This is a genomic window from Ferdinandcohnia sp. QZ13, assembly GCF_031324165.1.
Lineage (GTDB): Bacteria > Bacillota > Bacilli > Bacillales > Bacillaceae_L > Ferdinandcohnia.
Window position 1 is genome coordinate 1,846,646 of the sequence record NZ_JAVIVW010000001.1, and the last position, 23,671, is coordinate 1,870,316.

Below are 23,671 nucleotides of genomic sequence, written 5' to 3' on the forward strand. Positions count from 1 at the left end.
CTAGTACTTTATTACCTATTTTTACCTTTAATCAAATTGTATAATATTACCATAAACCTAAATTGGAGCGTGTATGTTTAAAAAATGAAAAAACAATCCATTGACCAATTTGATACCCTTCTGTCAGAAGCCATAACGAATCCGATGAAGCGTTATTATTTCTATAAAGCCTTTATGGATTTAGAAATTGTTGTGATTGGCACAGTGTCCTCAGATAAAAAAACTTCAGAGCCTATTCTCCAGTTGAAACATATCGAAATGAATAATGAACTTGTCCTACCTGTTTACTCCAGTATCGAGAAGTTCAACCAGATTTATAGAGGAAAATATAAGTATATAAAAATTACAACACGTCATCTCTTACAGTTGATTGAACCTGAGATACCCTGGGTACTCAATCCTGGATTTGATATCAGTAAAAAGATTATCCAAGAGGAACTAGATACGTTACGTGACGGAAGAATTCTTCATTACTTTTTTGAGGAGTTAGACCTTGAAGAAAAACAGAATTTCCTAACTAACCAGATGACAGAAATCCCACAACAATTCCTTGAGGTTATTTCCAGCAAACTTAAAAATTTCCCAACTATCAAAAATGCTTATTTTACACATATTTATAATCCCTCTAGATCAAGTAATCCAATCCCTTTGATTGGACTTACCCTAGAACAAGAAGAGGAAGGTGCCGAGGAACTATTATTACAAGTATATAAAGTTGCTAATGAAAATTCTCAGCAACGAATTGAAATTCTTATCCTGGTTGAGGATCTTCCACTAACAAAATCTATCATTAACGGGACCGAGCCCTTTTATATTCGAACAACCATAGATGATTTAAACTCCATGTTCCGATAAAAATTCACGAAAGGAGGTAAAGAAATGGCTCAAATAGACATTAAAGTGAATAGTGTCCGTTCCTCAAACAGTCGGCTAAAAGGAATCACTTCCGATTTGACTGATACACAGAGTCGTCTTTCTAGTCTACGCCATGCGATTGACAGTCAAATCACAAGTAGGCAAGGGATTGGTGCAAATTTAAGTTCTATGGCATCCTCCATCCATGCTCTAGAAAAACGTCTCAACCAACTACATAGTTTCGTGGATACTAGTGTAGCTCGTTATGAACAAGCGGATAAACAAGTAAACTCTAATTCACAAAAATTAACCGCGCCCCCTAAAAAATCATTTTGGGAATCGGTTGGGGATTTCTTTGGGGTCGTGGGCAACTCCGTAAAAGGATTTGCAACTGGTCTTTGGGACGTCGGTGTAGACACAGTTAAAGGCATTTGGAACATTATCACCCACCCTGTTGAAACCTTTAAAGGGCTCGTACATGTCATCCAACACCCGGTCGAAACCGCAAAAGGAATATGGGATGCAATCAAAACATCATGGAACGAAGATGTGATCAACGGTGATGCCGAAAGCCGAGGAAATTGGTTTGGGCGTGCTTTTGGAGAAATTGCCCTCGCAATTGTGGGTACAAAAGGTGTAGATAAAGCGGTAAAATTGACTAAAGGTGCAAAAGTTGTTGATGAGGTCGGTGGGGTTAGGGTGGTAGATGATTTTGGGGGCTCTTCAAAACCTGATTATCACGAAAAACCACGTACTCCAGATACAATTAATCCAGCAGAACGTGCAAAATTAGATGGCTGGACACATCGCCCTGATGATGATTTATATTTAAAGTATAAAGACGTTTATGATAACCCTAAATATTATAATCAGGAAACCGGTGCAATAAACTGGCCAGGTACAAAGGGAGACCCAAATATTGATGGATTTAAAAATGGTGAATATCAGATTGAGACGTTAAAACCTGGGACAGAAATTGACCGATATGGTAGTAATGGCAGTGGTCAATACTTCTCCCCTGCAGGATCTAGCTATGAAAGCAGAGCCTTACCACCGCATATGACGCAACAGCCTTATCAACAATACACGATTATCAGGGAATTTGACGTGCGTGCAGGAGAAATAGCTCCTTGGTTTGATGAAGTTGGTGGAGGCACTCAATACTATTCAAAAATCGAAATCTTTGATGACTTCGGAAACAAAGTACCTGCAACAGTAGAAAACCTAATCAAATATGGATATATCAAATAATAAAAGGAATGAAGCAAATGAACAAAAACCAATTGATCCAAATATGCAAATATGTAGGTATTGAAGTAAGCTTTGATAATCATATTTTAAAAGAAGTAAAATCACCTTACGTAAATTACGCTCAGCTTGAATTCGGAAATACGATTGAGTATTCTGAGATGAACTTTGAAAGACGGCCCGGTCCTGAAAAAGAGGGTATTGTTACATTTAATAATGAAGCAAAAGCGACCAAATATTTCTTACTCAACTTATTAAAAAAGTTCTATTTCAATGATATTTTTCCATGGGATAATCCTGTTCATGATTTTAGCAATATAAATGAGCTTATTTCCTATTTTCAAAAACTTGGAGTACCAAACAGTCTTTATACATTCAACACCAAAAATCCACAGACTATATATAGTGAAATGGATACTAATAATACTATGCTAATCAGTTATATGAATCGCAATAATCAAAAAAGCTTCACCACTATGCCGTTGAGTATCGATCGAGGCATTTTTGTCATGTATCGTTTGACTTACTCTTTGCATCTAATTAAGGAACTTGAACAAAAACTAATCCAGCAGGGTCTTCTTCATGAAAAATTTGACGATGAAGATATCGGGTTATTTATAAAATAGTTGAACCTATTATTCTAGCCCTGAACTCCTTATTAGTCATTCTTAGAGGAGATGTGTTCATAATGACGAAAGAAGAGGCAATGCAAATAATTAAAAACGAGAATCTACAATTCTTTAACTGGTTTAACGATCATGATATTAGTCCGAACGAAGTGCTAATCAGTCAACAAGGAAATATCTGGAGGGTTTCAACAACAGACGAACGCACCAATGCCATTTCTGAAAAAGAGTTCGATTCCGAGGAAAAAGCACTAGAAAATTTTATTAAAAGAGTAAGAGGATTAAACAAGTTTCAAAATCTATCTATATAGAGAAAATTTCATTGAAGTTGCACTCGATGATATCCAGCGGGATTAGTTGAAATTAAAAAGCAGATTTTAAAATGGGAGAACCAGCCGGAATCAAGGGAAATCATTCCCAGTAACATGATTCGAGAGTATTTAAGTCAGATATAAAAAAATTGCCTAACCCCTAAATTGTGTTGGGCAATTTTTTATAACCCTACTTTCAATTGAATGACTAAATGACAAATAAAGGTGAAAAAATGACTAGAGAAGAAGCCTTGAAAATGATTAAATCCGAAAATCTTCAGAATTTTAATTGGTTTTCCATGCGAAATTCTTACCCGAATGAAGTTGGAATTATTATAAAAGATAATACATGGATAGTTTACTCAACGGACGAACGTGCCAGCATAAGAAATCAAGTCAAATTTCAAAGCGAAAGTGATGCTCTGACCGAATTTATTGAACGTTTAAGGGCTGATAAGATTTTAAGGAGTCTATAAAAACCTCTTTCATTAATCATTTTGTTAAATAGCCCGTTCACCAATAAAACCTTACTTTTTATTCTTTTCTAACAACATATAGGGGACAATTTGGATGATTGAATATTGTATTTACAAAGGCATAGTTTACGAGGTTACAATAAACGGTGATCTGTTAAACTTAACTAGTTATGATGTAAACGACAAACAAACGAATGGATTTAAGGAATACGTGGACGTCTTAGGAAGACCACATAAAGATATTTTTGAAAAAGATATAGCAATCTCAGATGTTGATTTAGTTTACCTAAAAAAAATAAACGCAATTTACAAAGGCAAGGAATTTGAAACTTATGGAATTAACTCTAGTACATTAGAAAACAATTACATTCTACTTTTTAGTAAAAATTACGAAGATGTAAATAACTACGGTTTCATTAAACACGAGCAATTTGTATACCAAAAAGAGGTTACACTGGAGGACATCGATGCATTGGTTGAAATAAAAAAGCCAATCTTAAAGTGGGAGGATCAGCTCGAGTCAAGGAAATTAATTCCCAACAACATGATTCGAGAATATTTAAGTTATTATCAAAAGTTGCCTACCCCTTAATCTATTGGTTGGGCAATTTTTAAATACTGGGAATTTCATCCGTGACCCTCTAACATTTTTTTAATGATCGGGTTATGAAAGACATTTCGGCAGTGATTTCGATTCGTTTAGTCCTTCATCAAACCCAGCCCCGAAACATTATCACTGAAACCACAAGAACCGTCCCTCCGGTCCCGATACAACCCACCGGGACCACAAGAACCGTCCCCTTGGCCCCGTGTTCCACTTAACCACCACTAATCTCCTACTGTTCCCTCTCCCTCTCCCCTTCGATTTCGATGACTCCTTTGAGGTCGTCCTGGACGCTTTGTGGAGCGAGGGGGACTTTAGAGCGGTAGGCGGAGCGGACGATGACATGTGCAGCGACGGGAGCGGTAAGGAATACAAAGAAGATTCCTAGAAATAAGCGAATGCTGAATGTCCCTTCCATGATAAAAAACAGAAACGTCCCGACTAAGGTAAATAGAACCCCCATCGTCGAGCTCTTTGAGGCTGCATGGGCACGTGAGTATAAATCTGGTAACCGAATCAGCCCAACTGCACTAAAAAAACTAAAGATTGTCCCAACTAAAATAGATATTGCCGCTATGACTTCTAATACCTCAATCGGATTGTTTACGTCGCTCAATGACAACACCTCTTTCAATAAATCTCGCAAAGGCAATTGTTCCAATGAAAGAAAGGATCCCGATTAATAAAATCACTTCAAAAAATCCGGTATTCCTTAAAAACACTGAAAAAATGGCAACTCCTGAAATGATATTTATTCCTAACACATCAAGAGCCTGAATTCGGTCAGAGGCAGACGGCCCTTTTACTAAGCGGTAAATCGTAACAAAAATAGCAAATGTCAAAAATGCCATTGAAATAATTAAAATTGTTTTGATCATTAGCGCGTCACCCTCTTTATTGCCTCTTCGAATTTTGCTGTTGAACGTATCACAGCATCACTTGATTCCGGGATATCCATTGCATGAATATAAAACTTTTTCTCATCGTGTGAAACTTCCACAACGACTGAACCTGGAGTTAAGGTTAATAACATTGCGAGCAAGGTTATTTCCAAGTCCCCTTCCAATTCTGTCTCTAGGGTAAAAATGCCCGGAGTAATATTTATCTTTGGCCGCATAACCTGCTTTATCACTAACACGCTTGAAGTGAATAACTCATGAATAAAGACGAGAAATAACTTAACAATGGCAAGTAAAGTCACCAAATAAAATTGATGAGGAAAATATCTCCTTAAGATAAAAAGTACGATTAAACCAAACAAATAACCACTAAAAAAGGTGAGAATGGTCCAACTATCCTGGAGAAACATCCAAATAAAACCGATAAGCAAATTGATTAGTACTTGCATGGGCATTGATACCACCCCTTCCTATAAAGAAATACCGCATGATTTTTAAAAAACACATCTGCTGCTTCCATGCTCTATTCCACAAAAGCTCCACCCAATACCGCGTCAATATAGATGTTTGGATTCATAATGACTTTCACCGCAAGATCAACATACTCACTAATCCCTTCCGCCCCTACGCCAAGCGCAATCGTTAAAGCTGTAAGAATGCCCATTGGTAGTAGCATACCTTTTAAGGATTTAGTTTCACTTTCTTCAGGTACGTCCGTATATCCCCAAAATCCAACCATAAAAATTTTCATAATGGAGTATAGAACCATTAAACTACTGAGCAATCCAATTCCACCTAGCCAAAAATAACCGGACGCAAATGTTCCCTCTGTGATAAAGATTTTTCCTAAAAAACCACTAAGGGGTGGTATACCTGAAAGAGATAATGCTGCGATAAAAAACATCCAGCCGAATTTCGGTTGTAGCCGCATGATTCCGCTAAATTCTTTTAAATTACTAGTCCCAGTGAAATAAATAATCGTTCCGCCTAATAAAAAGATTAGTGCCTTCACAATCATATCGTGGATTAAATAATAAATTGAACCCGTAATTCCTTCTGCTGTAAGCGAAGCGACCCCAGCTAAAATAAAGCCAACACCCACGACTACATTGTAGGTAATAATCCTTTTCACATCCCAATAGGCGACTGCCCCAAATGCTCCGAGTAGCATCGTAATGGCCGCTAAAATTCCAATTAATAAATGAGTCACCTCTGGCTCATGGTAGAACACAAGGGTGAACACCCTCATGATCGAATAAATTCCTACCTTTGTTAATAGTGCTGCAAAGATAGCTGCAATCGCCGTTGGTGGGGCACTGTATGAACCTGGTAGCCAAAAGAATAAAAACAGACCTGCTTTTAGACTAAATACGATTAAAAATAATATCGCTACCGTGGTCATGACGCCATCCTGACCAACCTCAGCAATGCGAACAGATAAATGAGCCATATTCAATGTCCCTGTCATCGCATATAAATAGGCAACTGCCACTAGAAATAAAAATGACGATATCAAGTTCACTAAAATATACTTGATGGATTCGCGTAGCTGAATTTTCGTGCCACCTAAGGAAATCAAGACATATGAAGAAACAAGCATGACTTCAAAGCAAACGAATAAGTTAAAAATATCCCCCGTCAAAAAGGATCCATTTACACCAGTAATCAAAAACAAAAAGAGTGGATAAAAATAAAATAACTCCCTTTTCTCCCCGATTGTTTTAAACGCATAGATTAGACAACAGAACGCCACAATACTTGTGACCATGACAAGGATTACAGCTAACATGTCGGCAACCATACTTACCCCAAACGGGGCTTCCCAACCGCCTAATTGGAGAACCTGAATTCCGTCTATTTTAATCCGATTCATGAGCACCAGAGAAATGATGAAAATACTGATTACTGAAACAAGACTCAGCACCCTGTGCAGCCTTATATTTTTTCGAAATATAACCATGATCATCCCAACAATTATTGGAATGATGATTGGAAAAATAACTAAATTACCCATCGTTTTTACCTCTCAATTGCTCGGTATCGTCCGTGCCTAAGACTCTGTACGCACGGTAACTTAGCACTAAAAATAATGCTGTTGTTGCAAAGTTGATAACTATTGCTGTTAAAAGAAGTGCCTGCGGCAATGAATCAACATAGGATAATCCCTTTATTCCCAGCAAAGGAGGTCCACCTTTTTCTAGCCCTCCCATTGTAATAATGAGTAAATTCACACTATGACCGAGTATAGAGGTTCCTAAAATGATTCGTAATAGAGTTTTCGTTAAGATAAGATAAATCCCGATTGCAAATAAGATTCCTACTAGAATTGACATTAAAGTTTCCATTACCTGTCATCACCTATACTCATAATAATTGTGAGCGATGTTCCTATAACTGCCAAGGCGACACCTACATCAAATAAAACGGCTGAAGCGATTTCCGTCTTTCCGAAAACAGGAAGTTCAAAATATCCAAAGGTTTGTGTTAAAAATGGAGCATCAAACAGGATACTGCCAACTCCTGTACCAACCGCGATTAAGACCCCAATCGCTGCAACCACTTTAAAATCGAGAGGCAGATTTTTTCGAACCGTTTCAATATCATAGGTGAGGAACAGAAGAACCAATCCCGCCGAAAATGTTAAACCTCCAATGAATCCACCGCCAGGATGGTGGTGGCCCGAAATAAACAAGTTGATGGCAAATGTAAAAATGATAATTACCGCAACCTTCGTTACACTGCGTATAATGACATCATTCGGCTCTTTCATCTGATCCCTCCTTCGCTAAACGTAGTTTAATTAATGAATAAACACCAAGACCTGCAATACTCAAAACAAGAATCTCTAACATCGTATCAATCCCACGGAAATCAACAAGGATTGCATTGACAATATTCTTTGCACCTGCAAGCTCGTATGCATTTTCATAGTAGCTTGAAATAGAATCAAAAAGTCGATTTCCGTTCACAGATAAAGCCACGATTGTCACAACCGCTCCAGCTCCAATAGAAATAATGGCATTTGTTAACTTAAATGGAATTCGACTAATTTCCTTACGTAATTGCGGTAAGTGATAAAAACATAATAGAAACAGTGCTGTTGTCACGGTTTCCACAACTAGTTGAGTCAACGCCAGATCAGGTGCACGGAATAATACAAAGAATAACGATACAAAAAATCCAAGTGCTCCTACCGCAACAATTGACGTAATTCTTGATTTTGAGAATAACACTGTACCTGCTGAAACAACCGCAACAATCATGACTGCTATTTCGAAAAACGTAGCCGGTGCGTCATTTGAGGAATCAAAGGATACTCCATCTAATAACCAAATAGATCCCCCGACGACTAAAATCAAAAAGCCAATGATATAAACCAGATAGTCCCGAATATAACCTGTCATATAAAAGTTTGTGATTGAACCAGAAATCTGCTCCATTTTTTCTAAAACAAGATTATAAAGATTATTGAACGTTAGGGACTGTGGATAAGAGTTATAAACTTTGTACCACTTTCTAAGGTTGAGATAGAGAATCGCCCCCAATACAACAACCCCGATTGTCATCCATAACTCTGGGCTCAAAAAACCATGCCAAGCTTTTATTTTATGCTCCACTACTTCTGCCTCTGAAAGCACAGGTAATACGGAAGTTAATGCTGGCTTTAATAAATATTTTGAAAGTAGATTCGGGAAAAAGAAGCCAACAATCACAAGCGAACCTAAAATAATCGGTGAAATCAACATGCCCAGTGGTGCTTCATGAACAACACGATCATTGTCGAGTTTATATTTCCCTCTAAATGTTTTAAATACCAGGATCATACAATAGATGAACGTAAAGACACTTGCTATCCATGCGATAATCGGAATAAGTACCCCAATTGTCCCCATATGGAAAAAATCCATTTTTGCTGCATTATTAACCGCTGCAAAGAACATTTCCTTACTTAAAAAACCATTAAATGGAGGTAATCCTGCCATTGAAAAGCCACCTATTACGGTGAGTGTAAACGAAATTGGCATAAGATGGATGAGCCCACCAAGTCTTCGAATGTCACGAGTCCCCGTTTCATGGTCAATAATCCCCACTACCATAAAGAGACTACCCTTAAAGGTTGAGTGATTTACTAAATGGAAAATGGCTGCAAAGATCGCCGTACCATAAATGACTGTCTCGTCTCCTAATCCGAAATACATGGCAGCTGAACCAAGTCCTAAAAGGCTCATAATTAAACCTAATTGACTGATGGTCGAATAGGCTAATAGTGCTTTTAAATCTGTCTGCCTCACCGCATTGACAGATCCATAAAGCAACGTGACTAACCCGACACCTGTAACCAGCCAAAACCAAACAGTAGAGCCACCAAAAATAGGTGTTAGTCGTGCGACTAAATAGATCCCTGCCTTTACCATTGTGGCTGAGTGCAAATACGCACTGATAGGTGTTGGAGCTTCCATCGCATCTGGTAGCCAAATACTAAACGGAAACTGAGCTGATTTTGTAAACGCACCGAGAAGGATTAACACCATTGCCGGAATGAATAAATTACTTGTTGTAATAGCATCAACATTTTGTAGCATTTCGCGGATACTGTATGTTCCAGAGCTTCTCGCAATCATAACAAGACCAGCAAGCATGGCTAAACCGCCAAAAATCGTAATCAACATTGATTTTTGTGCACCATAGCGTGACTTTTCACGCTCATACCAGTATGCAATTAATAAGAAGGAAGACACACTTGTCATTTCCCAAAAAACATATAACACAAAAACATTATCGGAGAATACTAAACCGAGCATCGCCCCCATAAACATCAGTAAATATACATAAAAGTTATGGAGTTCTTCACGTTCCTTCGATAAATAAAAAATGGAATATAAAATGACCAATGCCCCTATACCGGTTATTAACAAACCAAAAATCAAACCTAAACCATCGATATAGGTTGTAAAATTGATGTCATAGGACGGCATCCAAGGAATGCTTGAGATGATGGTATTCCCGTTTGCAATAGTGGGAATAAATGTTATAAGATAAGAAAATATCAAAAGTGGCACGAGGAGAACGAACCAGCCTGTATGAATCCTTGGGGTAAATGTTTTATATAATATAGGAACAAACACGGCAAAAATAAATGGTAACATGATTAAAAACTGGAACCAATGCAATGGAATCCCCTCCTTAAATACGGATATTTTTTACAAATCACGTTAATGGATTGACTCATTTTGTAGCATGCGATATAGTCATACATAGTTTATAAATATAAAGACATTTTTTTATTTTTTTTAGGTGGTGTGTTAAATGTAAGCCCAGCTAAATTAAGGGGCTGTTCTCTTTAAGGGTTCCTTATTTTCTAGGTATTTATGAAACGGAAATTGGCTAGGCCAATGATTTCACATCAACTCTGAGGTGAGTACAAATGAAATTGATAAAAGAAAGAATGGACGAGAGTATTCTTGTCTGTGTATATTATGGACCTAATGGTGAACGTCTCATCCAACGTGGTTGCAAGATTGCAAATATGCTAGATTGTCCACTCTATATCCTAACCGTAGATCCAAAGCCTTTTGATGACCTCGATCCTGAAAAAGTAAGCTACATTGAAAGATGGAAAGAACTAGCTGACCAACATAGTGCGGATGCGTTTATTATTAAAGACAATGAAAAAAGACCCATTTCAAAAGTGATTGCAGATGTTGCTAGAGAAAAAAATGTTACTCAAATCATACTTGGCCAAACTGCGCAAAGTCGCTGGGAGCAAATCGCAAAAGGGTCTATTATTAACTCGCTATTAAAAGAAATTCCTTTTGTTGACCTCCATATTATTTCAGTTGCACGTTATCTAAAAAATACGGAAGGTCAATTTGAAAAAGGAGTTCGTGCATATTTAGTCAAAGAAGATGAGCAATATCGTCTTATCTTTAAACATACAAAAGATGTAATCTATGAAGGAATCTTCTTCAAGGAATCTGGCACTGACTTTAATAATGGAATTTTTAAATTTATGAAGGATCAGAAGACTTTACAGGTCCAAGTTAACGATGATATCGTAACCGATTTTACAAATGTTGATATGAATACAAATATAGATGACGATAACTTTTTATAAATTTAATAAAACCTTCACCTCTTTGGTGGAGGTTTTTTTAGGCCCAAACGATGTGGGTCACATAGACGAAGACATCAGGCCGCGGCGCCCTTAGTCTTTGATCCTCCGAATAAGTTTATAGATTTACATCCACTTTCACTAAATTCTTCTCTTCCTTATTGATTCCGATATACTTGAATGTCTCTGATGGGGAATGATGATTATAAATATCCATTAAGATGGATATCGCAATGCCTTTTAGGTAGGCATGATAACCAAATGTTTTCCGAAGTGTATGTGTTCCAATCTTTCCAGGTATCCCAACCTCTCTAGCAGCATGGTTTATGATCCGATAAGCCTGTTGCCTAGAAATTGGCTGATTGTCCTTCTTTGATTTAAATAAAAAATCACTGCCTTTACACTCAATCGTGCGTAAATACTCACTCAGATCATTCTTTATCATATTGTTTAAATAGTAGGCTTTAACTTCCTCACTATCTTTCACATATAGAAATTCCTTCATTCCTGAATCATCCCATACGTCCTCGATACGTAAAAAGAGCAAATCACTTATCTTAATTCCTGTATTTATCCCGAATACAAAAAGCAAAAGGTCTCTTTGCGACTGCTTTTTTAATACAGCTTTGATTTCATTAATTTTGTTTACATCCCGAATTGGATCGACAAACTCCATCCGTTTATCCTCCCGCTAATGTTACATAACTTAAAATTAACATAGCTTAAGTAACATGACAAGATAATTGCTTACAAATTCGTTCAAGAAAGTTTTCCCTGTTTGGTTTGAAATATTAATAAAGCAGTAAAAATCCCCCGTCAAAATCTATCTCAAAAAAGGATTATTTTATTTAAAGCCGGGCAAATTATTAAAAGTTATTTTAGCAATTATCACCATTATCACAATGGAAAGGAGTTTTTAAGCATGAAAAAGTTTGGATGGATCATCATCGCCATACTTCTTGTTATTGCCATTGGAGCCGGTGTGATTATTTCAAATAATATTGGCGACGAAGAGCAAGCGGAACAAGGTGTTGAAAACCAAGAGAAAGAAAATCAAAAGGTAGACAAGAGCAAACATTTTTCAGTACAGCATAAGGATTATCCAGGGAAATTAGCTCCTAAATTTTCGGCTGATGATTTAACAGCTGCACCAGCAGGTGACTGGATCACTAACGGTGGAAGTATCTTTAATGGAAGGTACTCTCCACTAGATAAAATCAATAAATCAAATGTAAAAGGGTTAAAAGCTGAATGGGTGACAAGTTTAGGTTCCGGTTATGAATTTAAGTACTCTGGTGAAGCTACGCCAATCGTTTATGATGGAGTCATGTTCACCATTACCGGAGCAGATGACGTTCAAGCAATTGACGCAAAAACGGGTGAATTAATTTGGGAATACCGTCCAGAATTAGCAGCAAATCTAGATACTGTCTGCTGTGGTTGGACAAGTAGAGGTGTTGGTTTAGGAGATGGAAAGGTTTATGTTAGCCTGTTAGATGCTAGGTTAATTGCCTTGGATCAAAAAACAGGTGAAATTATCTGGGAAACAAAAGTAGAGGATTGGGAAAAAGGATATAACATTACAAGTGCTCCACTTTATTATAACGGAATGGTATATACGGGAGTTGCTGGTGGTGAATATGGGATTCGCGGATTTGTTGCTGCCTTCGATGCCGAGAAGGGAAAACAAGTTTGGAAGACCCATACCGTCCCAGGACCTGATGAAGTTGGACATGACACTTGGCCACAGGATAATGATTCCTGGAAAAGAGGTGGAGCAGCTGTATGGCAAACACCTGCTATCGATCCGGAGCTAGGTCTTCTCTATCTCTCTACTGGTAATCCATCCCCAGACCTTGATGGAACCCAACGTGAAGGAGACAATTTATTTGCTGATTCTGTGCTCGCATTAGATGCAAAAACCGGTGAATACAAATGGCACTTCCAGGAAGTTCACCATGATATATGGGATATGGATGCGCCAAACCCAGTTGTTCTATTTGATGTAGAAATGGATGGAAAGAAGAGAAAAGGAATTGCACAAGCTGGGAAAACGGGCTGGCTTTACATATTAGACCGAACAAATGGAAAGCCGCTTGTCGGAATAGAAGAAAAGCCCGTTCCACAGGATGAAAGACAAAAAACAGCTGCAACTCAGCCGTTCCCTGTCGGGGATGCTTTTATTCCTCAGGGAGTAACAGAGGAAGATGTCAAAAAGGATTTTCCTAGCGATTGGAAAGGAAAAATTGGAAACATCTTCACACCTTTCTGGGACGAATTCGTCACCCTAAAACCGTCTCCACAAGGTGGAGCAAACTGGCCACCGTCAGCATATAATCCTAATACTGAGCTTTTCTATTTATTAGCAAACGATACGTATTTCTCATTCTCACATCGTGAAGAGGATGAGGCGAACAATTACAAAGAAGGCGAAGTATGGCTTGGAAGTGTATGGCAGCCAGTAAATGGTGCCCCAGGCCGTGGTGTCGTAACAGCCATGGATATTAAAACAAATAAAATTGTATGGCAAAAACATTGGGATCAAATTGCCTATAGTGGACTATTGACTACAAAAGGGGATCTTCTTTTTGCAGGACACAACGACGGAAGAATCATTGCATTCGATGCCACTAATGGGGATGAATTATGGGAATTTAAAATGGATGCAGGAGCAAACGCCCCTCCTATCACCTATGAAATTGATGGAAAGCAATATATCTCGATCTTTGCCGCAGGTAACTCACTTGCAGGAACTACACATGGTGACAAGATTTACACCTTCTCACTAGAAGGCGCTTATGCATCCCTAGAAGATATACCTGAAGATAAAATCAACATTTCACCAACCGCCAACGACCCTGCTGCTACCGATAAGAAGCAGGATGCAGAAGAAGGAGACAAATCATCTGTACATGAGGGCGCGGATGTGTATAAAAACAACTGTTTAGCATGTCACGGTGACAATGGTGAAGGCGGTCATAATGGACCAAATTTACAGAAGAGCGATATGTTGAAAGATAGGGATCAACTGATCAATCAAATTAAAAATGGTAGCGGGGGGATGCCTCCATTTAAGGATCAACTCGATGATAATCAAATTAATGTGTTAGTTGAGTATCTACAAAGCCTTGGTAAATAATAGGAAAAGGGAATCGTCATTGAACGATTCCCTTTTTCCTTTTTATTAAGACCCTACGTCCAAAATATTATATAAATATAATAAATTAACACTCCGATAAAAAATTCTCCTACTTTAACGCTTTCACGAAAAAAATTATCAAAAAACATAAAATATTGTAGAAAAATGAAAAAAAGGTGTTATAATGTTCAATATCATATAAAATTTTCTGACAATAAGGGGGCTTTATCGTGAAAGGTAGAAAACTTTCATGGATGGTACTTTTTCTAGTGTTTGCTTTAGTTTTAGCAGCATGTGGAGGTACTGAATCCAGCAAAGAAAGCGACTCATCAGCATCTGAGGGCGCTAAAGACGATGGAAAAACATACACATTTAAGGCGGGGCATTCTCAAACAGAAGAACACCCTTATCACCTTGCATTACTTGATCTAGCGAAAAACGTGAAAGAACGTACAGATGGAAAAGTGAACATCGAAATTTTCCCACTCAACCAATTAGGTGCAGAGAGAGAATTAACAGAAGCACTTACACTTGGAACTGCTGATATGTCCATTTCTTCAACAGCACCAATCGCAAACTTCTATCCTCAAATCGGAATTGTTGATTTACCATTCTTATTTGAATCAAGAGAGCATGCATACAAAGTTCTTGATGGACAAGTTGGTCAAGATCTTTTAACTGGTATGGAAGATGTAGGACTTGTAGGTCTTGCTTGGGCTGAAAATGGTTTCCGTCATATCACAAACAGCAAGCATCCTATTACAAAACCTGAAGATTTAAAAGGTTTAAAAATCCGTACTCAAGAAAACCAAATTCACCTTGATGCATTTAATGCACTTGGCGCACAACCAACTCCAATGGCTTGGAACGAAGCATTAACTGCCCTTCAACAAGGCGTAGTTGACGCACAAGAAAATCCATTAATCATTGCTGATACGTATAAGCTTTATGATTCAAACCAAAAATACATGACGTTAACAGGACATATTTATTCACCTGCCGTTGTGATGTTTAGTAAATCTGTTTGGGATACACTTCCTGCTGAATACCAAGACATTCTTAAAGAAGAAGCAAAAATTGCTGGTGACAAAGTTCGTGAACTAAGTACACAAGCCGATACAGATTCTTTACAGGTTGTTAAAGACGCGGGCATGGAAGTAATCGAAGATGTTGATGTACAACCATTCCGTGATGCCATTCAGTCAGTATATGAAAAATACGAAAAAGACTTTGGTAAAGAAAACATCGAAGCTATTTTAAACGGAAATTAATCTAAATAAAAAAACTTGGTGAGTGCCTCGCACAATCCAAGTTTTTAACTTTATTCAGGCGGGGTTTGAACCCCGGCTGAATAAAGTTAAAAGCCTCCGGCGGATGCCACAGATTTTTAAAGGAAGTTTTTAGCAGAAGATCAAAGACTAAGTACGCCACTTCCTGTGGCAACGTCTTTGTGACCCACTTCGTGTGGGCCTAAAAAATCTGGGCGCAAATACGCCAAGGCGCATTTGATTAGAATATAAGGGGAAATACAGGTGATTAAAAAGATAGTAGATTTTATAAATGGAATTTTCAAGTGGATACTAATCGTTCTCTTTTTTGTTTTAGTCGTAGTTGTTTTTTTACAGGTTATCTTCCGATTCGTCCTAGAGCAACCACTTGCATGGACAGAGGAATTAGGACGTTATTTACTCGTGTGGACTACGTTCCTCGGGGCTGGCTATGGAATGAGTGTAAAGGCACACCCCGGAGTCGAAATTCTTTATGAAGCATTTGGGCCAACTGTAAAGAAAGTTCTAAATGTGGTTATTTCTATTCTTGTTATCTTTTTCTTTTGGCAGGTTATCGTTCACAGCTTTGACTTTATCGGACGTAGCATGATTCAGAAGTCTCCTGTCCTCCAGATACCAATGGGATATATCTATACAGTCATTCCGATATCTAGCATCTTGTTCATTATCAATCTGCTTTATGTCGTCATTTCTGAATGGAATAAGGAGGCGAAGAACTAATGGCTTGGTTACTTTTTGGGATCTTAATCGTTCTTTTCTTTATTAATATACCAATCGCAGTTGCTCTTGGTCTCGCTTCTATGATTGTATTGATGATTCAAGATAACGTACCATTAATGGTTATCGTCCAAAAAATGTTCACAGCAACAGACTCTTTTACATTAATGGCCGTCCCTTTCTTCATCCTAGCTGGTAAGCTTATGGAGGTTGGCGGAATTTCAAAAAGGCTAGTTGATTTTGCGATGACGATTGTGGGTAGAATGCATGGTGGTCTAGCAATTGTTTCCGTTGTAACATGTATGTTCTTTGCTGCTATTTCTGGATCTGGTGCGGCAACAACAGCAGCCGTTGGGGCAATCATGATTCCAGCCATGGTTCAAAAAGGCTATGATAAGAGCTTCTCCACTGCTATACAAGCAGCTGGTGGTACAATCGGTGTTATGATTCCACCAAGTGTTCCCATGATTTTATTTGGTGTAATCGCTGGTGCATCGATTAGTGATTTATTTATCGCTGGTATTCTACCTGGTATTTTTGTTGGGCTCTCATTAATTTTGGTTGCTTATTTTATTTCTCGAAAACGTGGTTATGGGAAAGAAGAAAAAAGTTCTACGGGCGATATCATCACATCTTTTTATCGAGCAATCCTTGCGATCCTAATGCCTGTTATCATTCTTGGAGGAATCTACGGCGGGGTCTTTACTCCGACCGAGGCTTCTGTTGTAGCTGTCGTTTATGGTTTAATTGTTGGTCTATTTATCTATCGTGAGATTAAGTGGAAGGATTTACCTGAGATTTTCATCCAATCAGCCGTTACATCGGCAGTTATTATGTTTATTATTGCCTGTGCATCGATTTTTGGATTTATATTAACAAGGGAACAAATTCCACTCCAAATTACCAATACACTACTTGAAATTTCATCAAACCCAATTATCGTACTGATTATTATTAACATCATTCTATTAATTGTAGGTACCTTTTTAGAAACATCCGCTGCGATTATCATTATGGCACCAATCTTGCTTCCAGTAACAACAGCCGTTGGTATTGACCCTGTTCACTTTGGGGTTATCATGGTTGTAAACCTTGCAATTGGTTTCATCACACCACCAGTTGGGATTAACTTATTCGTAGCATCCAATATCGCCAACCTACGATTGGAAAAAGTGGTTCGGGCGATCATTCCGTTCCTTCTTATGTTAATTGTAGACATCATCATTATTAGTTTTGTGCCGGAAATTAGTTTGTTTTTCTTAGATAAATAAAGGATGTAACAAATGAAAAGTGCTTCTTCCATAAGATCTATGGAATAGAAGCACTTTTTTACGCCTATTTTTCATATCTATCCCCTCCCACTTCCAAAAAATTCGATAATTGATATTTATCCTTTATAATAATATGTATGAATTTAAGACTTCGAATCCGAACACTAGGAGGAAAACGATGCAACAAGATATTTTATCAACCATGATCATTAAAAATGTAAAATCCATTGCAGAATTGCAGCAGGTTCACAAATTAGAATCGATGGTTTGGAGCCCTGAGGACACGGTTCCAATCAGTCATACAGCCGCTACCATAAAAAACGGTGGTTTTATTTTAGGTGCTTTCTACAAGGATCAATTGATTGGCTTTCAATATAGTTTCCCAGGTTTTGATGGGGTAAGGCCTTACCTAGTTTCTCATAGTCTAGGGATTCACCCTGATTATCGAAAGCAAGGAATCGGTGAAAAATTAAAACATGAACAAAGGAAATTGGCTGCCGAAAAAGGTTATGATTTAATTTCGTGGACCTATGACCCTCTTGAAACGGTGAACGGTAATTTGAACCTACATAAATTAGGCGCAGTCTGTACCGCTTATATAGAAAATGCCTATGGAGAAATGACAGATGGCATGAACGAAGGGATTTCCACAGATCGTTTCGTAGTAGAATGGTCTGTTAATGAAAAGAAACGCGAGAACAGAAATCGTGATATAAGTAAGGCTGCAGTCTTAATCCAAACAGGATTTGCAGATGGATGTTTAACGCCTGGTGAAATAAATTTGGAAAAATCCAGTGAGGCTTTGTTCGTTCCGGTGCCAGGTAATTTTCAAGAAATAAAGAAAACGAACTTTGATATTGCCTTAAAGTGGAGAGAGAAGACAAAAAAAGTGTTTACTCATTATCTACAACAGGGATGGGTAGTCACAGATTTAGTGAAGAACCCTGAAATGAATGGGCAATACCTGTATCTTCTAGAAAAATAATATGTACGAGGAGATTCAAGAATGGAAATTAAAAGTATTATTTTGCGATATATGAGAATGCGATTGCTTCATCCTTTTAAAACAAGTGTTGGAACATTAACAGATAAAGATTTTATTCTAGTAGAAGTGAAATCGAAAAGTGGCCTCTCTGGTTGGGCGGAAACCGTCTCTGACGCAATCCCGATTTTTCATGAAGAAACGGTCAAAACCAATTGGCATATGCTAAAGGATATTCTAATACCAAAGCTAATGGAAACAGAAATTCAACATCCTAACGATGTGTCGACAGCCTTCCAGGATTTACGCGGAAACTATAATGCGAAGGCTGCTCTAGATGGCGCTTTTTGGGACCTCTACGCAAAGGAACAGGGAATCTCATTGGCTAAAGCGATTGGCGGTGTAAAAGATAAAATTGAAGTTGGTGTAAGTGTTGGCATCCAAAAGTCTGAAAAAGAGCTCCTACAAAAAATTGATGGGTTTGTATCTAATGGCTACAAGCGCATTAAAGTCAAAATTATGCCTGGTTGGGATATGAATATTTTGAAAGCCATTCGCCAGAAGTTTCCTGCTATTCCGCTTATGGCGGATGCAAATTGCGCGTATACCATAGATGATATTCCCTACCTTAAACAATTGGACGAGTTCAATCTGATGATGGTCGAGCAACCATTTGGCTTTGATGACTTGATTGATCATGCAAGACTGCAAAAAGAATTGACTACCCCTATCTGCCTAGATGAATCGATCCATACGGCAGAGGATGTTCGAAAAGCGATTGAAATTGGAAGTGGAAAAATCATTAATCTTAAAATCGGCCGAGTTGGCGGCATCACTGAATCCTTAAAGATTCATGAACTATGTTCGAAAAACAATATTCCGATGTGGTGTGGTGGAATGCTTGAAGCAGGAATCGGGCGAGCACATAATATCGCCATTACGAGTCTAGCAAACTTCACTTTACCTGGAGATACTGCCCCTTCTGCCCATTATTGGAAAGAAGATATTATTACCCCAGAAGTCACGATGGAGAATGGGTATATTGAGGTTCCAAACGGCCCTGGTATTGGCTTTGAACCGAACATGGATAGAATTGAGGATTTTATGTTGTATAGTGAGACGTTTCATAATCACAGTTGATGGTAACAGAAAAGGGAAGGTTCACTTCTGAAATATGAAGGTACCTTCCCTTTCGTTTTTGAGCATGTCGCAAAACATCATTATTAATGGTGCTCTTGTTGTTCAGCTTCCATTTTCGTTCTATGAACTGTGCCGAATGGATGATTTGGTGGTGCATAGATGGAATACAATTTTAATGGAATGTTTCCGGTATTGGTTACATTATGCCACGTACCTGCTGGAACGAAGATGGCTGAGTCCTCATTGACTTCACGTACAAAGTTCAAATGATCTTTTCGATTCCCCATTTGAACAATGCCATGCCCTTGTTCAAGACGCAAGAATTGGTCAACATGTGGATGCACCTCCAGACCAATATCCTCGCCAACTTGAAGACTCATTAAAGTCACCTGCAAGTGTTTCCCTGTCCAAATCGCAGTACGATACGTATTGTTTTGTTTTGAAGCTTCATTTATATTGACTACATATGGCTTTTTCCCATGATCCTTGAAATCAATTGGTTCCCTATACATCGGTGTTTGATGATATCCCCAATGGTGCCAGTAATGCATCGGTACATTCATATAGTACGGATGATAATGGTGATGATACATATTAGGTACATAATACATTTTTTATCCCCCTACAGATTGATAAAATATCCTATGCATATACAATCGTGAAGGTAACCTATTTTTTAGTTGGTATGGATGCTCGTCCCACTATCCTCTCTACTTTTTTGTAAATAAAGTAATTAAGAAGAACGCAATAAAGCTTACGAGAAGGGCAACACCACCACCAATGTAAACAATGAGGGTTACACCTTCTGGTAGCGGAAATGGTTTTACCATGTATAACCACATACCTACTGTTAATCCAGTTGAACCAATGATGGCAGTCCAGACGTGAATTTTTGTTAAAATCGATTGCTCGACCTGGAATACTTTGTAGAAAACGGCCCAAGCAAACAAGCTCAACCAACCTACGACTAAAATATGTGCATGCACGGGACGAAACGCATATGAACCAGCCCCTGCCATATGTGCTCCGAGTATTGCGCCAATCAGTCCAAATATACTTGCGAATCTTACCAATACTAAACTATTGTTATTCATTCTCCATTCCCTCCGTTAATCTCATTTTTTAAAACTTTACTAAATGAATATGAACGGACGATGAATAGAAGATTAGATTTCTACTTGACCGGCAATTCTACGATAAAGGTCGTGCCTATCCCTTCTTTACTAGAAATGGAAATTCTGCCACCATGCAGGTCAACAATCATTTTAACAATCGATAAACCGAGTCCTGTCCCTTCAATCGAACGCGTACGTGATTGATCCGCACGATAAAAGCGATCAAAGGCTCTCTCCACCTCTGAATCTTTCATCCCGATTCCTGAATCCTCAAATCTGATTAATACAGATTCTCCTTTTTCCTCAGCTGAAATTTCAATAGTGCCATCGGGCTTATTGTATTTAATGGCATTGGATAAAAGATTATCCCACACCGTATTTAGTAATGACGGGTCACCGACCATCTCAATATCCGGTAATGTATAGCTCAGCATTATCCCTTTTTCGCCAATCAACCATTGATAATTTTGGATTAACTCCTTGATTTGCTGCCCAAGATTAAATGATTTTTTCTTCACAATATCCTCATTTCGATCAAGTGAGGCGAGCAGTAACAGTTGTTTCGTTAAGCTTGAAAGCCTCTCAATCTCACCATTGATAATCGAAACATATTGTTTCTTTTCCTCCGTTGTAATGGATTCCTTCTCAAGCAAGCTTGTGTATCCTTTTATATTGGAAAGGGGTGATTGAATATCATGTGAAATATTGGAGATGAATTCCTTCCTGATTTCATCCGTCTGCTCTAATTTCCGAGCCATTTGTAAAAAGCTTTTCGAGAGCAAGCCTAGTTCATCATGACGATTTGTATCCACCTTTACATTAAAATCACCGGATTCCAAGGATTTCGTAGCCTTTGTTAAATCAGAAATCGGCTTTACCAAATATCTTGTATTGATCAAAACCATCACAACACTAAGTAAAATCGTTAATCCAACAATCCAGCCAAATAACACATGCATTTCGTTAAAAAGAAACTTAATATCTGGCCTCATAAAAAGAGCAAAACGGCTCCCATTGTGGTTCAACGGAACACCAATTGTATTTTTTAATTCATTCGCAAAAAAACCGGTCACAAAGGTTTCCTGTGGGAACTGAAGAATGCCGTGAAAAACTTCCCCATTTAGAACCTTTTGTTCTATAGTGGGAGCAAGTGTTTGATCCCGAAATGGCTCCCCATAAAACGTTTTGTTTCCAGCTTCGTCAATCAGATAAAATTGATAACCTGTGGCAGCAAGGCTCTCCAAATACTCCTTTAGTGCAATCTCAGGATGTGCTTCGGTAAAACGAGCAATATCGAGTGCAACTTGAGTATTTTTTTGATCATTAATTGGCTTCAGCTTTTGTTGATAATAACTATTCGAAACGATGAAAGCTAAAATAAAGCTTATGAACATCATGCCAATCGTGATGACAATGAATTTTAAATAGAGTGTTTTCATGATTGCTGAACCTCTATCATATAACCAATCCCACGCACTGTTTTGATTTGGAAGTCATCCGTTACTTTTGAAAAACGTTCCCTCAGTCTTTTGATATGTACATCAACGGTTCGCTCGTCCCCTTGGAAATCGAGCCCCCAAATTTGCTCAATTAAGTAGTCTCTCGAAAATACCTGTCTTGGATTGGAAGCGAGATAAGATAGAAGCTCAAATTCTTTTAATGGTAATAGGAAAGTCCTACTGCCAATTTGGACTTCGTAACTTTTTTTATTGATAATGGTCTCTCCAAAGCGGAGAATCTCCTCATCACTTTGAGAATCGTATCGTCTTAGCAGAGCCTTAATTCGAAAGCTCAATTCTTTTGGCTCAAACGGCTTCACAAGGTAATCGTCCGTTCCCGCTTGAAACCCCTGTTCCTTATCTTCGATTTGACTCTTCGCCGTTAAAAGGATAATGGGAATATCATAATGCTCACGAATCTCCTTCGTCAGTGTGTAGCCATCCATGTAGGGCATCATCACATCGACAACTGCTAAATCACATGGTTCCTTTTTTAAAATATCCAGGGCTGCCATTCCATCTTTCGCCTGGAGAACGCGGTAGCCTTGTTCCGCTAAATGAATTCGAACAAGCTGTAAAATATTCGGATCATCATCTACAAGTAAAATCGTCGCCATAATTATTCCCCCTATACGGGACACAGGGACAGGTACTTCGTCCTAGTTGGGCCAATGAACCTGTCCCCTTGTCCCCGAACAAATTAAATCGCATTTTGAATGATCTGACCATCGCTCATTTTGATAATTAGATCGGCAAATGATAGCATTTCCTCATCATGCGTCACCATTAAGGTTGTGATGTTCAAGGTTTTCGTAATGTTTCGGATGAGCATCATTACATCCTTCGACCGTTTGGAATCAAGACTTGCGGTTGGCTCATCTGCAAAAAGAATCTTTGGTTTATGAATAATAGCGCGTGCAATCGCTACCCGCTGCTTTTCCCCGCCCGATAATGAAGATGGATAGGCCTTCCTACGATGGTCCATCCCCACTACTTTTAGTATGGCATCTATTTCCTTTTTTTGCTCATGTTTCGGTAATCCCGTTTCAGATACTTCGAGCATCAGCTCTAATTGTTCCTCCACTGTAAGAAAAGGCACCAGATGGGCAAATTGAAAGACAAAGCCAAATTTTGTTGCCCGAATTTTTCGGACTTCCTCCGCGCGTAAATTTGCAATATTTTTACCATCAAATACGACCTGTCCATTTGAGGCAGGTTGGAGTCCCGCTGCAATTGTCAACAGTGTACTTTTCCCAGATCCCGATGCCCCAACTAATGCGGTAACTTCCCCTTCTTTAAGGGTTAGGTTAACCCCTTTTAGAATTTCTTCCTTGACCTCACCATTTGTAAACGTTTTTCGGACATCATCAATTGTAAATATGGTCATC

The 23,671-nt window shown here is 38.4% G+C and carries 26 protein-coding genes; 13 read left to right on the forward strand and 13 right to left on the reverse strand.

Annotated features, from left to right (window positions below; all coding sequences use genetic code 11):
- Window positions 1-84: 84 nt before the first annotated feature.
- The 6 genes from RGU12_RS08990 to RGU12_RS09015 all read left to right on the forward strand — a co-directional run bounded on the left by RGU12_RS08990 (window position 85) and on the right by RGU12_RS09015 (window position 4,108).
- Window positions 85-855, forward strand: coding sequence for an enhanced serine sensitivity protein SseB C-terminal domain-containing protein (locus RGU12_RS08990; RefSeq protein WP_309535767.1), 771 nt, complete (start codon window positions 85-87; stop codon window positions 853-855).
- Window positions 856-879: 24 nt separating this feature from the next.
- Window positions 880-2,106: a glycohydrolase toxin TNT-related protein gene (locus tag RGU12_RS08995; protein ID WP_309535768.1), complete on the forward strand. Its 1,227-nt coding sequence runs from the start codon at window positions 880-882 to the stop codon at window positions 2,104-2,106.
- 17 nt (window positions 2,107-2,123) lie between these two features.
- On the forward strand, window positions 2,124-2,729 hold the full coding sequence (locus RGU12_RS09000; protein ID WP_309535769.1) for a hypothetical protein: 606 nt from the start codon (window positions 2,124-2,126) through the stop codon (window positions 2,727-2,729).
- Window positions 2,730-2,791: 62 nt separating this feature from the next.
- A complete protein-coding gene (locus tag RGU12_RS09005; protein WP_309535770.1) occupies window positions 2,792-3,040 on the forward strand; it encodes a hypothetical protein in 249 nt (82 codons plus the stop codon).
- 233 nt (window positions 3,041-3,273) lie between these two features.
- Window positions 3,274-3,516: an Imm59 family immunity protein gene (locus tag RGU12_RS09010; protein WP_309535771.1), complete on the forward strand. Its 243-nt coding sequence runs from the start codon at window positions 3,274-3,276 to the stop codon at window positions 3,514-3,516.
- Window positions 3,517-3,610: 94 nt separating this feature from the next.
- The gene (locus RGU12_RS09015) at window positions 3,611-4,108 is read left to right on the forward strand and encodes a UCP033725 family protein (protein ID WP_309535772.1); all 498 of its coding nucleotides are present in this window, start codon (window positions 3,611-3,613) and stop codon (window positions 4,106-4,108) included.
- 244 nt (window positions 4,109-4,352) lie between these two features.
- Here RGU12_RS09015 and mnhG read toward each other — a convergent pair whose 3' ends face one another.
- From mnhG to RGU12_RS09050, 7 genes are all read right to left on the reverse strand, one after another.
- Complete coding sequence (gene mnhG, locus RGU12_RS09020) at window positions 4,353-4,736, reverse strand: monovalent cation/H(+) antiporter subunit G (protein WP_309535773.1); 384 nt, start codon at window positions 4,734-4,736, stop codon at window positions 4,353-4,355.
- Window positions 4,711-4,998 carry a Na(+)/H(+) antiporter subunit F1 gene (locus RGU12_RS09025; protein ID WP_116352755.1) on the reverse strand — a complete coding sequence of 96 codons (288 nt, stop codon included), beginning with the start codon at window positions 4,996-4,998 and terminating at the stop codon, window positions 4,711-4,713. Before RGU12_RS09025 ends, mnhG begins: the two co-directional genes overlap by 26 nt.
- The gene (locus tag RGU12_RS09030) at window positions 4,998-5,474 is read right to left on the reverse strand and encodes a Na+/H+ antiporter subunit E (protein ID WP_116352754.1); all 477 of its coding nucleotides are present in this window, start codon (window positions 5,472-5,474) and stop codon (window positions 4,998-5,000) included. Before RGU12_RS09030 ends, RGU12_RS09025 begins: the two co-directional genes overlap by 1 nt.
- Window positions 5,475-5,542: 68 nt before the next feature.
- Window positions 5,543-7,033: a Na+/H+ antiporter subunit D gene (locus tag RGU12_RS09035; RefSeq protein ID WP_309535774.1), complete on the reverse strand. Its 1,491-nt coding sequence runs from the start codon at window positions 7,031-7,033 to the stop codon at window positions 5,543-5,545.
- Window positions 7,026-7,364: a Na(+)/H(+) antiporter subunit C gene (locus RGU12_RS09040; RefSeq protein ID WP_116352752.1), complete on the reverse strand. Its 339-nt coding sequence runs from the start codon at window positions 7,362-7,364 to the stop codon at window positions 7,026-7,028. The genes RGU12_RS09035 and RGU12_RS09040 overlap by 8 nt, the downstream gene beginning before the upstream one ends.
- On the reverse strand, window positions 7,364-7,789 hold the full coding sequence (locus RGU12_RS09045; protein WP_116352751.1) for a Na(+)/H(+) antiporter subunit B: 426 nt from the start codon (window positions 7,787-7,789) through the stop codon (window positions 7,364-7,366). The genes RGU12_RS09040 and RGU12_RS09045 overlap by 1 nt, the downstream gene beginning before the upstream one ends.
- Complete coding sequence (locus RGU12_RS09050; RefSeq protein ID WP_309535775.1) at window positions 7,773-10,190, reverse strand: Na+/H+ antiporter subunit A; 2,418 nt, start codon at window positions 10,188-10,190, stop codon at window positions 7,773-7,775. Before RGU12_RS09050 ends, RGU12_RS09045 begins: the two co-directional genes overlap by 17 nt.
- A 254-nt stretch (window positions 10,191-10,444) precedes the next feature.
- Between RGU12_RS09050 and RGU12_RS09055 the strand changes: the two genes are divergently transcribed.
- On the forward strand, window positions 10,445-11,134 hold the full coding sequence (locus RGU12_RS09055; protein ID WP_309535776.1) for a universal stress protein: 690 nt from the start codon (window positions 10,445-10,447) through the stop codon (window positions 11,132-11,134).
- Between the two features lie 115 nt (window positions 11,135-11,249).
- Here the strand turns inward: RGU12_RS09055 and RGU12_RS09060 are convergent, their stop codons facing one another.
- The gene (locus RGU12_RS09060) at window positions 11,250-11,807 is read right to left on the reverse strand and encodes a tyrosine-type recombinase/integrase (RefSeq protein WP_309535777.1); all 558 of its coding nucleotides are present in this window, start codon (window positions 11,805-11,807) and stop codon (window positions 11,250-11,252) included.
- 246 nt (window positions 11,808-12,053) lie between these two features.
- Between RGU12_RS09060 and RGU12_RS09065 the strand changes: the two genes are divergently transcribed.
- From RGU12_RS09065 to menC, 6 genes are all read left to right on the forward strand, one after another.
- On the forward strand, window positions 12,054-14,270 hold the full coding sequence (locus tag RGU12_RS09065; protein WP_309535778.1) for an outer membrane protein assembly factor BamB family protein: 2,217 nt from the start codon (window positions 12,054-12,056) through the stop codon (window positions 14,268-14,270).
- 230 nt (window positions 14,271-14,500) lie between these two features.
- Complete coding sequence (locus RGU12_RS09070) at window positions 14,501-15,541, forward strand: TRAP transporter substrate-binding protein (RefSeq protein ID WP_309535779.1); 1,041 nt, start codon at window positions 14,501-14,503, stop codon at window positions 15,539-15,541.
- A gap of 261 nt (window positions 15,542-15,802) precedes the next feature.
- Window positions 15,803-16,279 carry a TRAP transporter small permease gene (locus tag RGU12_RS09075; protein ID WP_223254445.1) on the forward strand — a complete coding sequence of 159 codons (477 nt, stop codon included), beginning with the start codon at window positions 15,803-15,805 and terminating at the stop codon, window positions 16,277-16,279.
- Window positions 16,279-17,547 (forward strand): TRAP transporter large permease, encoded by a 1,269-nt coding sequence (locus RGU12_RS09080; protein WP_309535780.1) that lies wholly within the window; start codon window positions 16,279-16,281, stop codon window positions 17,545-17,547. The genes RGU12_RS09075 and RGU12_RS09080 overlap by 1 nt, the downstream gene beginning before the upstream one ends.
- Window positions 17,548-17,725: 178 nt before the next feature.
- On the forward strand, window positions 17,726-18,532 hold the full coding sequence (locus tag RGU12_RS09085; protein WP_309535781.1) for a GNAT family N-acetyltransferase: 807 nt from the start codon (window positions 17,726-17,728) through the stop codon (window positions 18,530-18,532).
- A gap of 21 nt (window positions 18,533-18,553) precedes the next feature.
- On the forward strand, window positions 18,554-19,669 hold the full coding sequence (menC, locus tag RGU12_RS09090; protein WP_309535782.1) for an o-succinylbenzoate synthase: 1,116 nt from the start codon (window positions 18,554-18,556) through the stop codon (window positions 19,667-19,669).
- Between the two features lie 83 nt (window positions 19,670-19,752).
- On the opposite strand, the gene RGU12_RS09095 is transcribed toward menC, so the two are convergent.
- The 5 genes from RGU12_RS09095 to RGU12_RS09115 all read right to left on the reverse strand — a co-directional run bounded on the left by RGU12_RS09095 (window position 19,753) and on the right by RGU12_RS09115 (window position 23,670).
- The gene (locus tag RGU12_RS09095) at window positions 19,753-20,280 is read right to left on the reverse strand and encodes a cupin domain-containing protein (RefSeq protein ID WP_309535783.1); all 528 of its coding nucleotides are present in this window, start codon (window positions 20,278-20,280) and stop codon (window positions 19,753-19,755) included.
- 99 nt (window positions 20,281-20,379) lie between these two features.
- The gene (locus RGU12_RS09100) at window positions 20,380-20,763 is read right to left on the reverse strand and encodes a hypothetical protein (protein ID WP_116352741.1); all 384 of its coding nucleotides are present in this window, start codon (window positions 20,761-20,763) and stop codon (window positions 20,380-20,382) included.
- Window positions 20,764-20,843: 80 nt separating this feature from the next.
- Window positions 20,844-22,223 (reverse strand): HAMP domain-containing sensor histidine kinase, encoded by a 1,380-nt coding sequence (locus RGU12_RS09105; protein ID WP_309535784.1) that lies wholly within the window; start codon window positions 22,221-22,223, stop codon window positions 20,844-20,846.
- Window positions 22,220-22,900 carry a response regulator transcription factor gene (locus tag RGU12_RS09110; RefSeq protein ID WP_309535785.1) on the reverse strand — a complete coding sequence of 227 codons (681 nt, stop codon included), beginning with the start codon at window positions 22,898-22,900 and terminating at the stop codon, window positions 22,220-22,222. The genes RGU12_RS09105 and RGU12_RS09110 overlap by 4 nt, the downstream gene beginning before the upstream one ends.
- A gap of 83 nt (window positions 22,901-22,983) precedes the next feature.
- Window positions 22,984-23,670 (reverse strand): ABC transporter ATP-binding protein, encoded by a 687-nt coding sequence (locus tag RGU12_RS09115; protein ID WP_309535786.1) that lies wholly within the window; start codon window positions 23,668-23,670, stop codon window positions 22,984-22,986.
- Window position 23,671 lies beyond the last annotated feature (1 nt).

Excerpts from the sequence above, each read along its gene's own strand:
- RGU12_RS08990 (WP_309535767.1), top strand. The coding sequence starts at position 85 with ATGAAAAAACAATCCATTGACCAATTTGATACCCTTCTGTCAGAAGCC.
- RGU12_RS08995 (WP_309535768.1), top strand. The coding sequence starts at position 880 with ATGGCTCAAATAGACATTAAAGTGAATAGTGTCCGTTCCTCAAACAGT.
- RGU12_RS09000 (WP_309535769.1), top strand. The coding sequence starts at position 2,124 with ATGAACAAAAACCAATTGATCCAAATATGCAAATATGTAGGTATTGAA.
- RGU12_RS09005 (WP_309535770.1), top strand. The coding sequence starts at position 2,792 with ATGACGAAAGAAGAGGCAATGCAAATAATTAAAAACGAGAATCTACAA.
- RGU12_RS09010 (WP_309535771.1), top strand. The coding sequence starts at position 3,274 with ATGACTAGAGAAGAAGCCTTGAAAATGATTAAATCCGAAAATCTTCAG.
- RGU12_RS09015 (WP_309535772.1), top strand. The coding sequence starts at position 3,611 with ATGATTGAATATTGTATTTACAAAGGCATAGTTTACGAGGTTACAATA.
- RGU12_RS09025 (WP_116352755.1), bottom strand. The coding sequence starts at position 4,998 with ATGATCAAAACAATTTTAATTATTTCAATGGCATTTTTGACATTTGCT.
- RGU12_RS09030 (WP_116352754.1), bottom strand. The coding sequence starts at position 5,474 with ATGCCCATGCAAGTACTAATCAATTTGCTTATCGGTTTTATTTGGATG.
- RGU12_RS09035 (WP_309535774.1), bottom strand. The coding sequence starts at position 7,033 with ATGGGTAATTTAGTTATTTTTCCAATCATCATTCCAATAATTGTTGGG.
- RGU12_RS09040 (WP_116352752.1), bottom strand. The coding sequence starts at position 7,364 with ATGGAAACTTTAATGTCAATTCTAGTAGGAATCTTATTTGCAATCGGG.
- RGU12_RS09045 (WP_116352751.1), bottom strand. The coding sequence starts at position 7,789 with ATGAAAGAGCCGAATGATGTCATTATACGCAGTGTAACGAAGGTTGCG.
- RGU12_RS09055 (WP_309535776.1), top strand. The coding sequence starts at position 10,445 with ATGAAATTGATAAAAGAAAGAATGGACGAGAGTATTCTTGTCTGTGTA.
- RGU12_RS09060 (WP_309535777.1), bottom strand. The coding sequence starts at position 11,807 with ATGGAGTTTGTCGATCCAATTCGGGATGTAAACAAAATTAATGAAATC.
- RGU12_RS09065 (WP_309535778.1), top strand. The coding sequence starts at position 12,054 with ATGAAAAAGTTTGGATGGATCATCATCGCCATACTTCTTGTTATTGCC.
- RGU12_RS09080 (WP_309535780.1), top strand. The coding sequence starts at position 16,279 with ATGGCTTGGTTACTTTTTGGGATCTTAATCGTTCTTTTCTTTATTAAT.
- RGU12_RS09085 (WP_309535781.1), top strand. The coding sequence starts at position 17,726 with ATGCAACAAGATATTTTATCAACCATGATCATTAAAAATGTAAAATCC.
- menC (WP_309535782.1), top strand. The coding sequence starts at position 18,554 with ATGGAAATTAAAAGTATTATTTTGCGATATATGAGAATGCGATTGCTT.
- RGU12_RS09095 (WP_309535783.1), bottom strand. The coding sequence starts at position 20,280 with ATGTATTATGTACCTAATATGTATCATCACCATTATCATCCGTACTAT.
- RGU12_RS09100 (WP_116352741.1), bottom strand. The coding sequence starts at position 20,763 with ATGAATAACAATAGTTTAGTATTGGTAAGATTCGCAAGTATATTTGGA.
- RGU12_RS09105 (WP_309535784.1), bottom strand. The coding sequence starts at position 22,223 with ATGAAAACACTCTATTTAAAATTCATTGTCATCACGATTGGCATGATG.
- RGU12_RS09110 (WP_309535785.1), bottom strand. The coding sequence starts at position 22,900 with ATGGCGACGATTTTACTTGTAGATGATGATCCGAATATTTTACAGCTT.
- RGU12_RS09115 (WP_309535786.1), bottom strand. The coding sequence starts at position 23,670 with ATGACCATATTTACAATTGATGATGTCCGAAAAACGTTTACAAATGGT.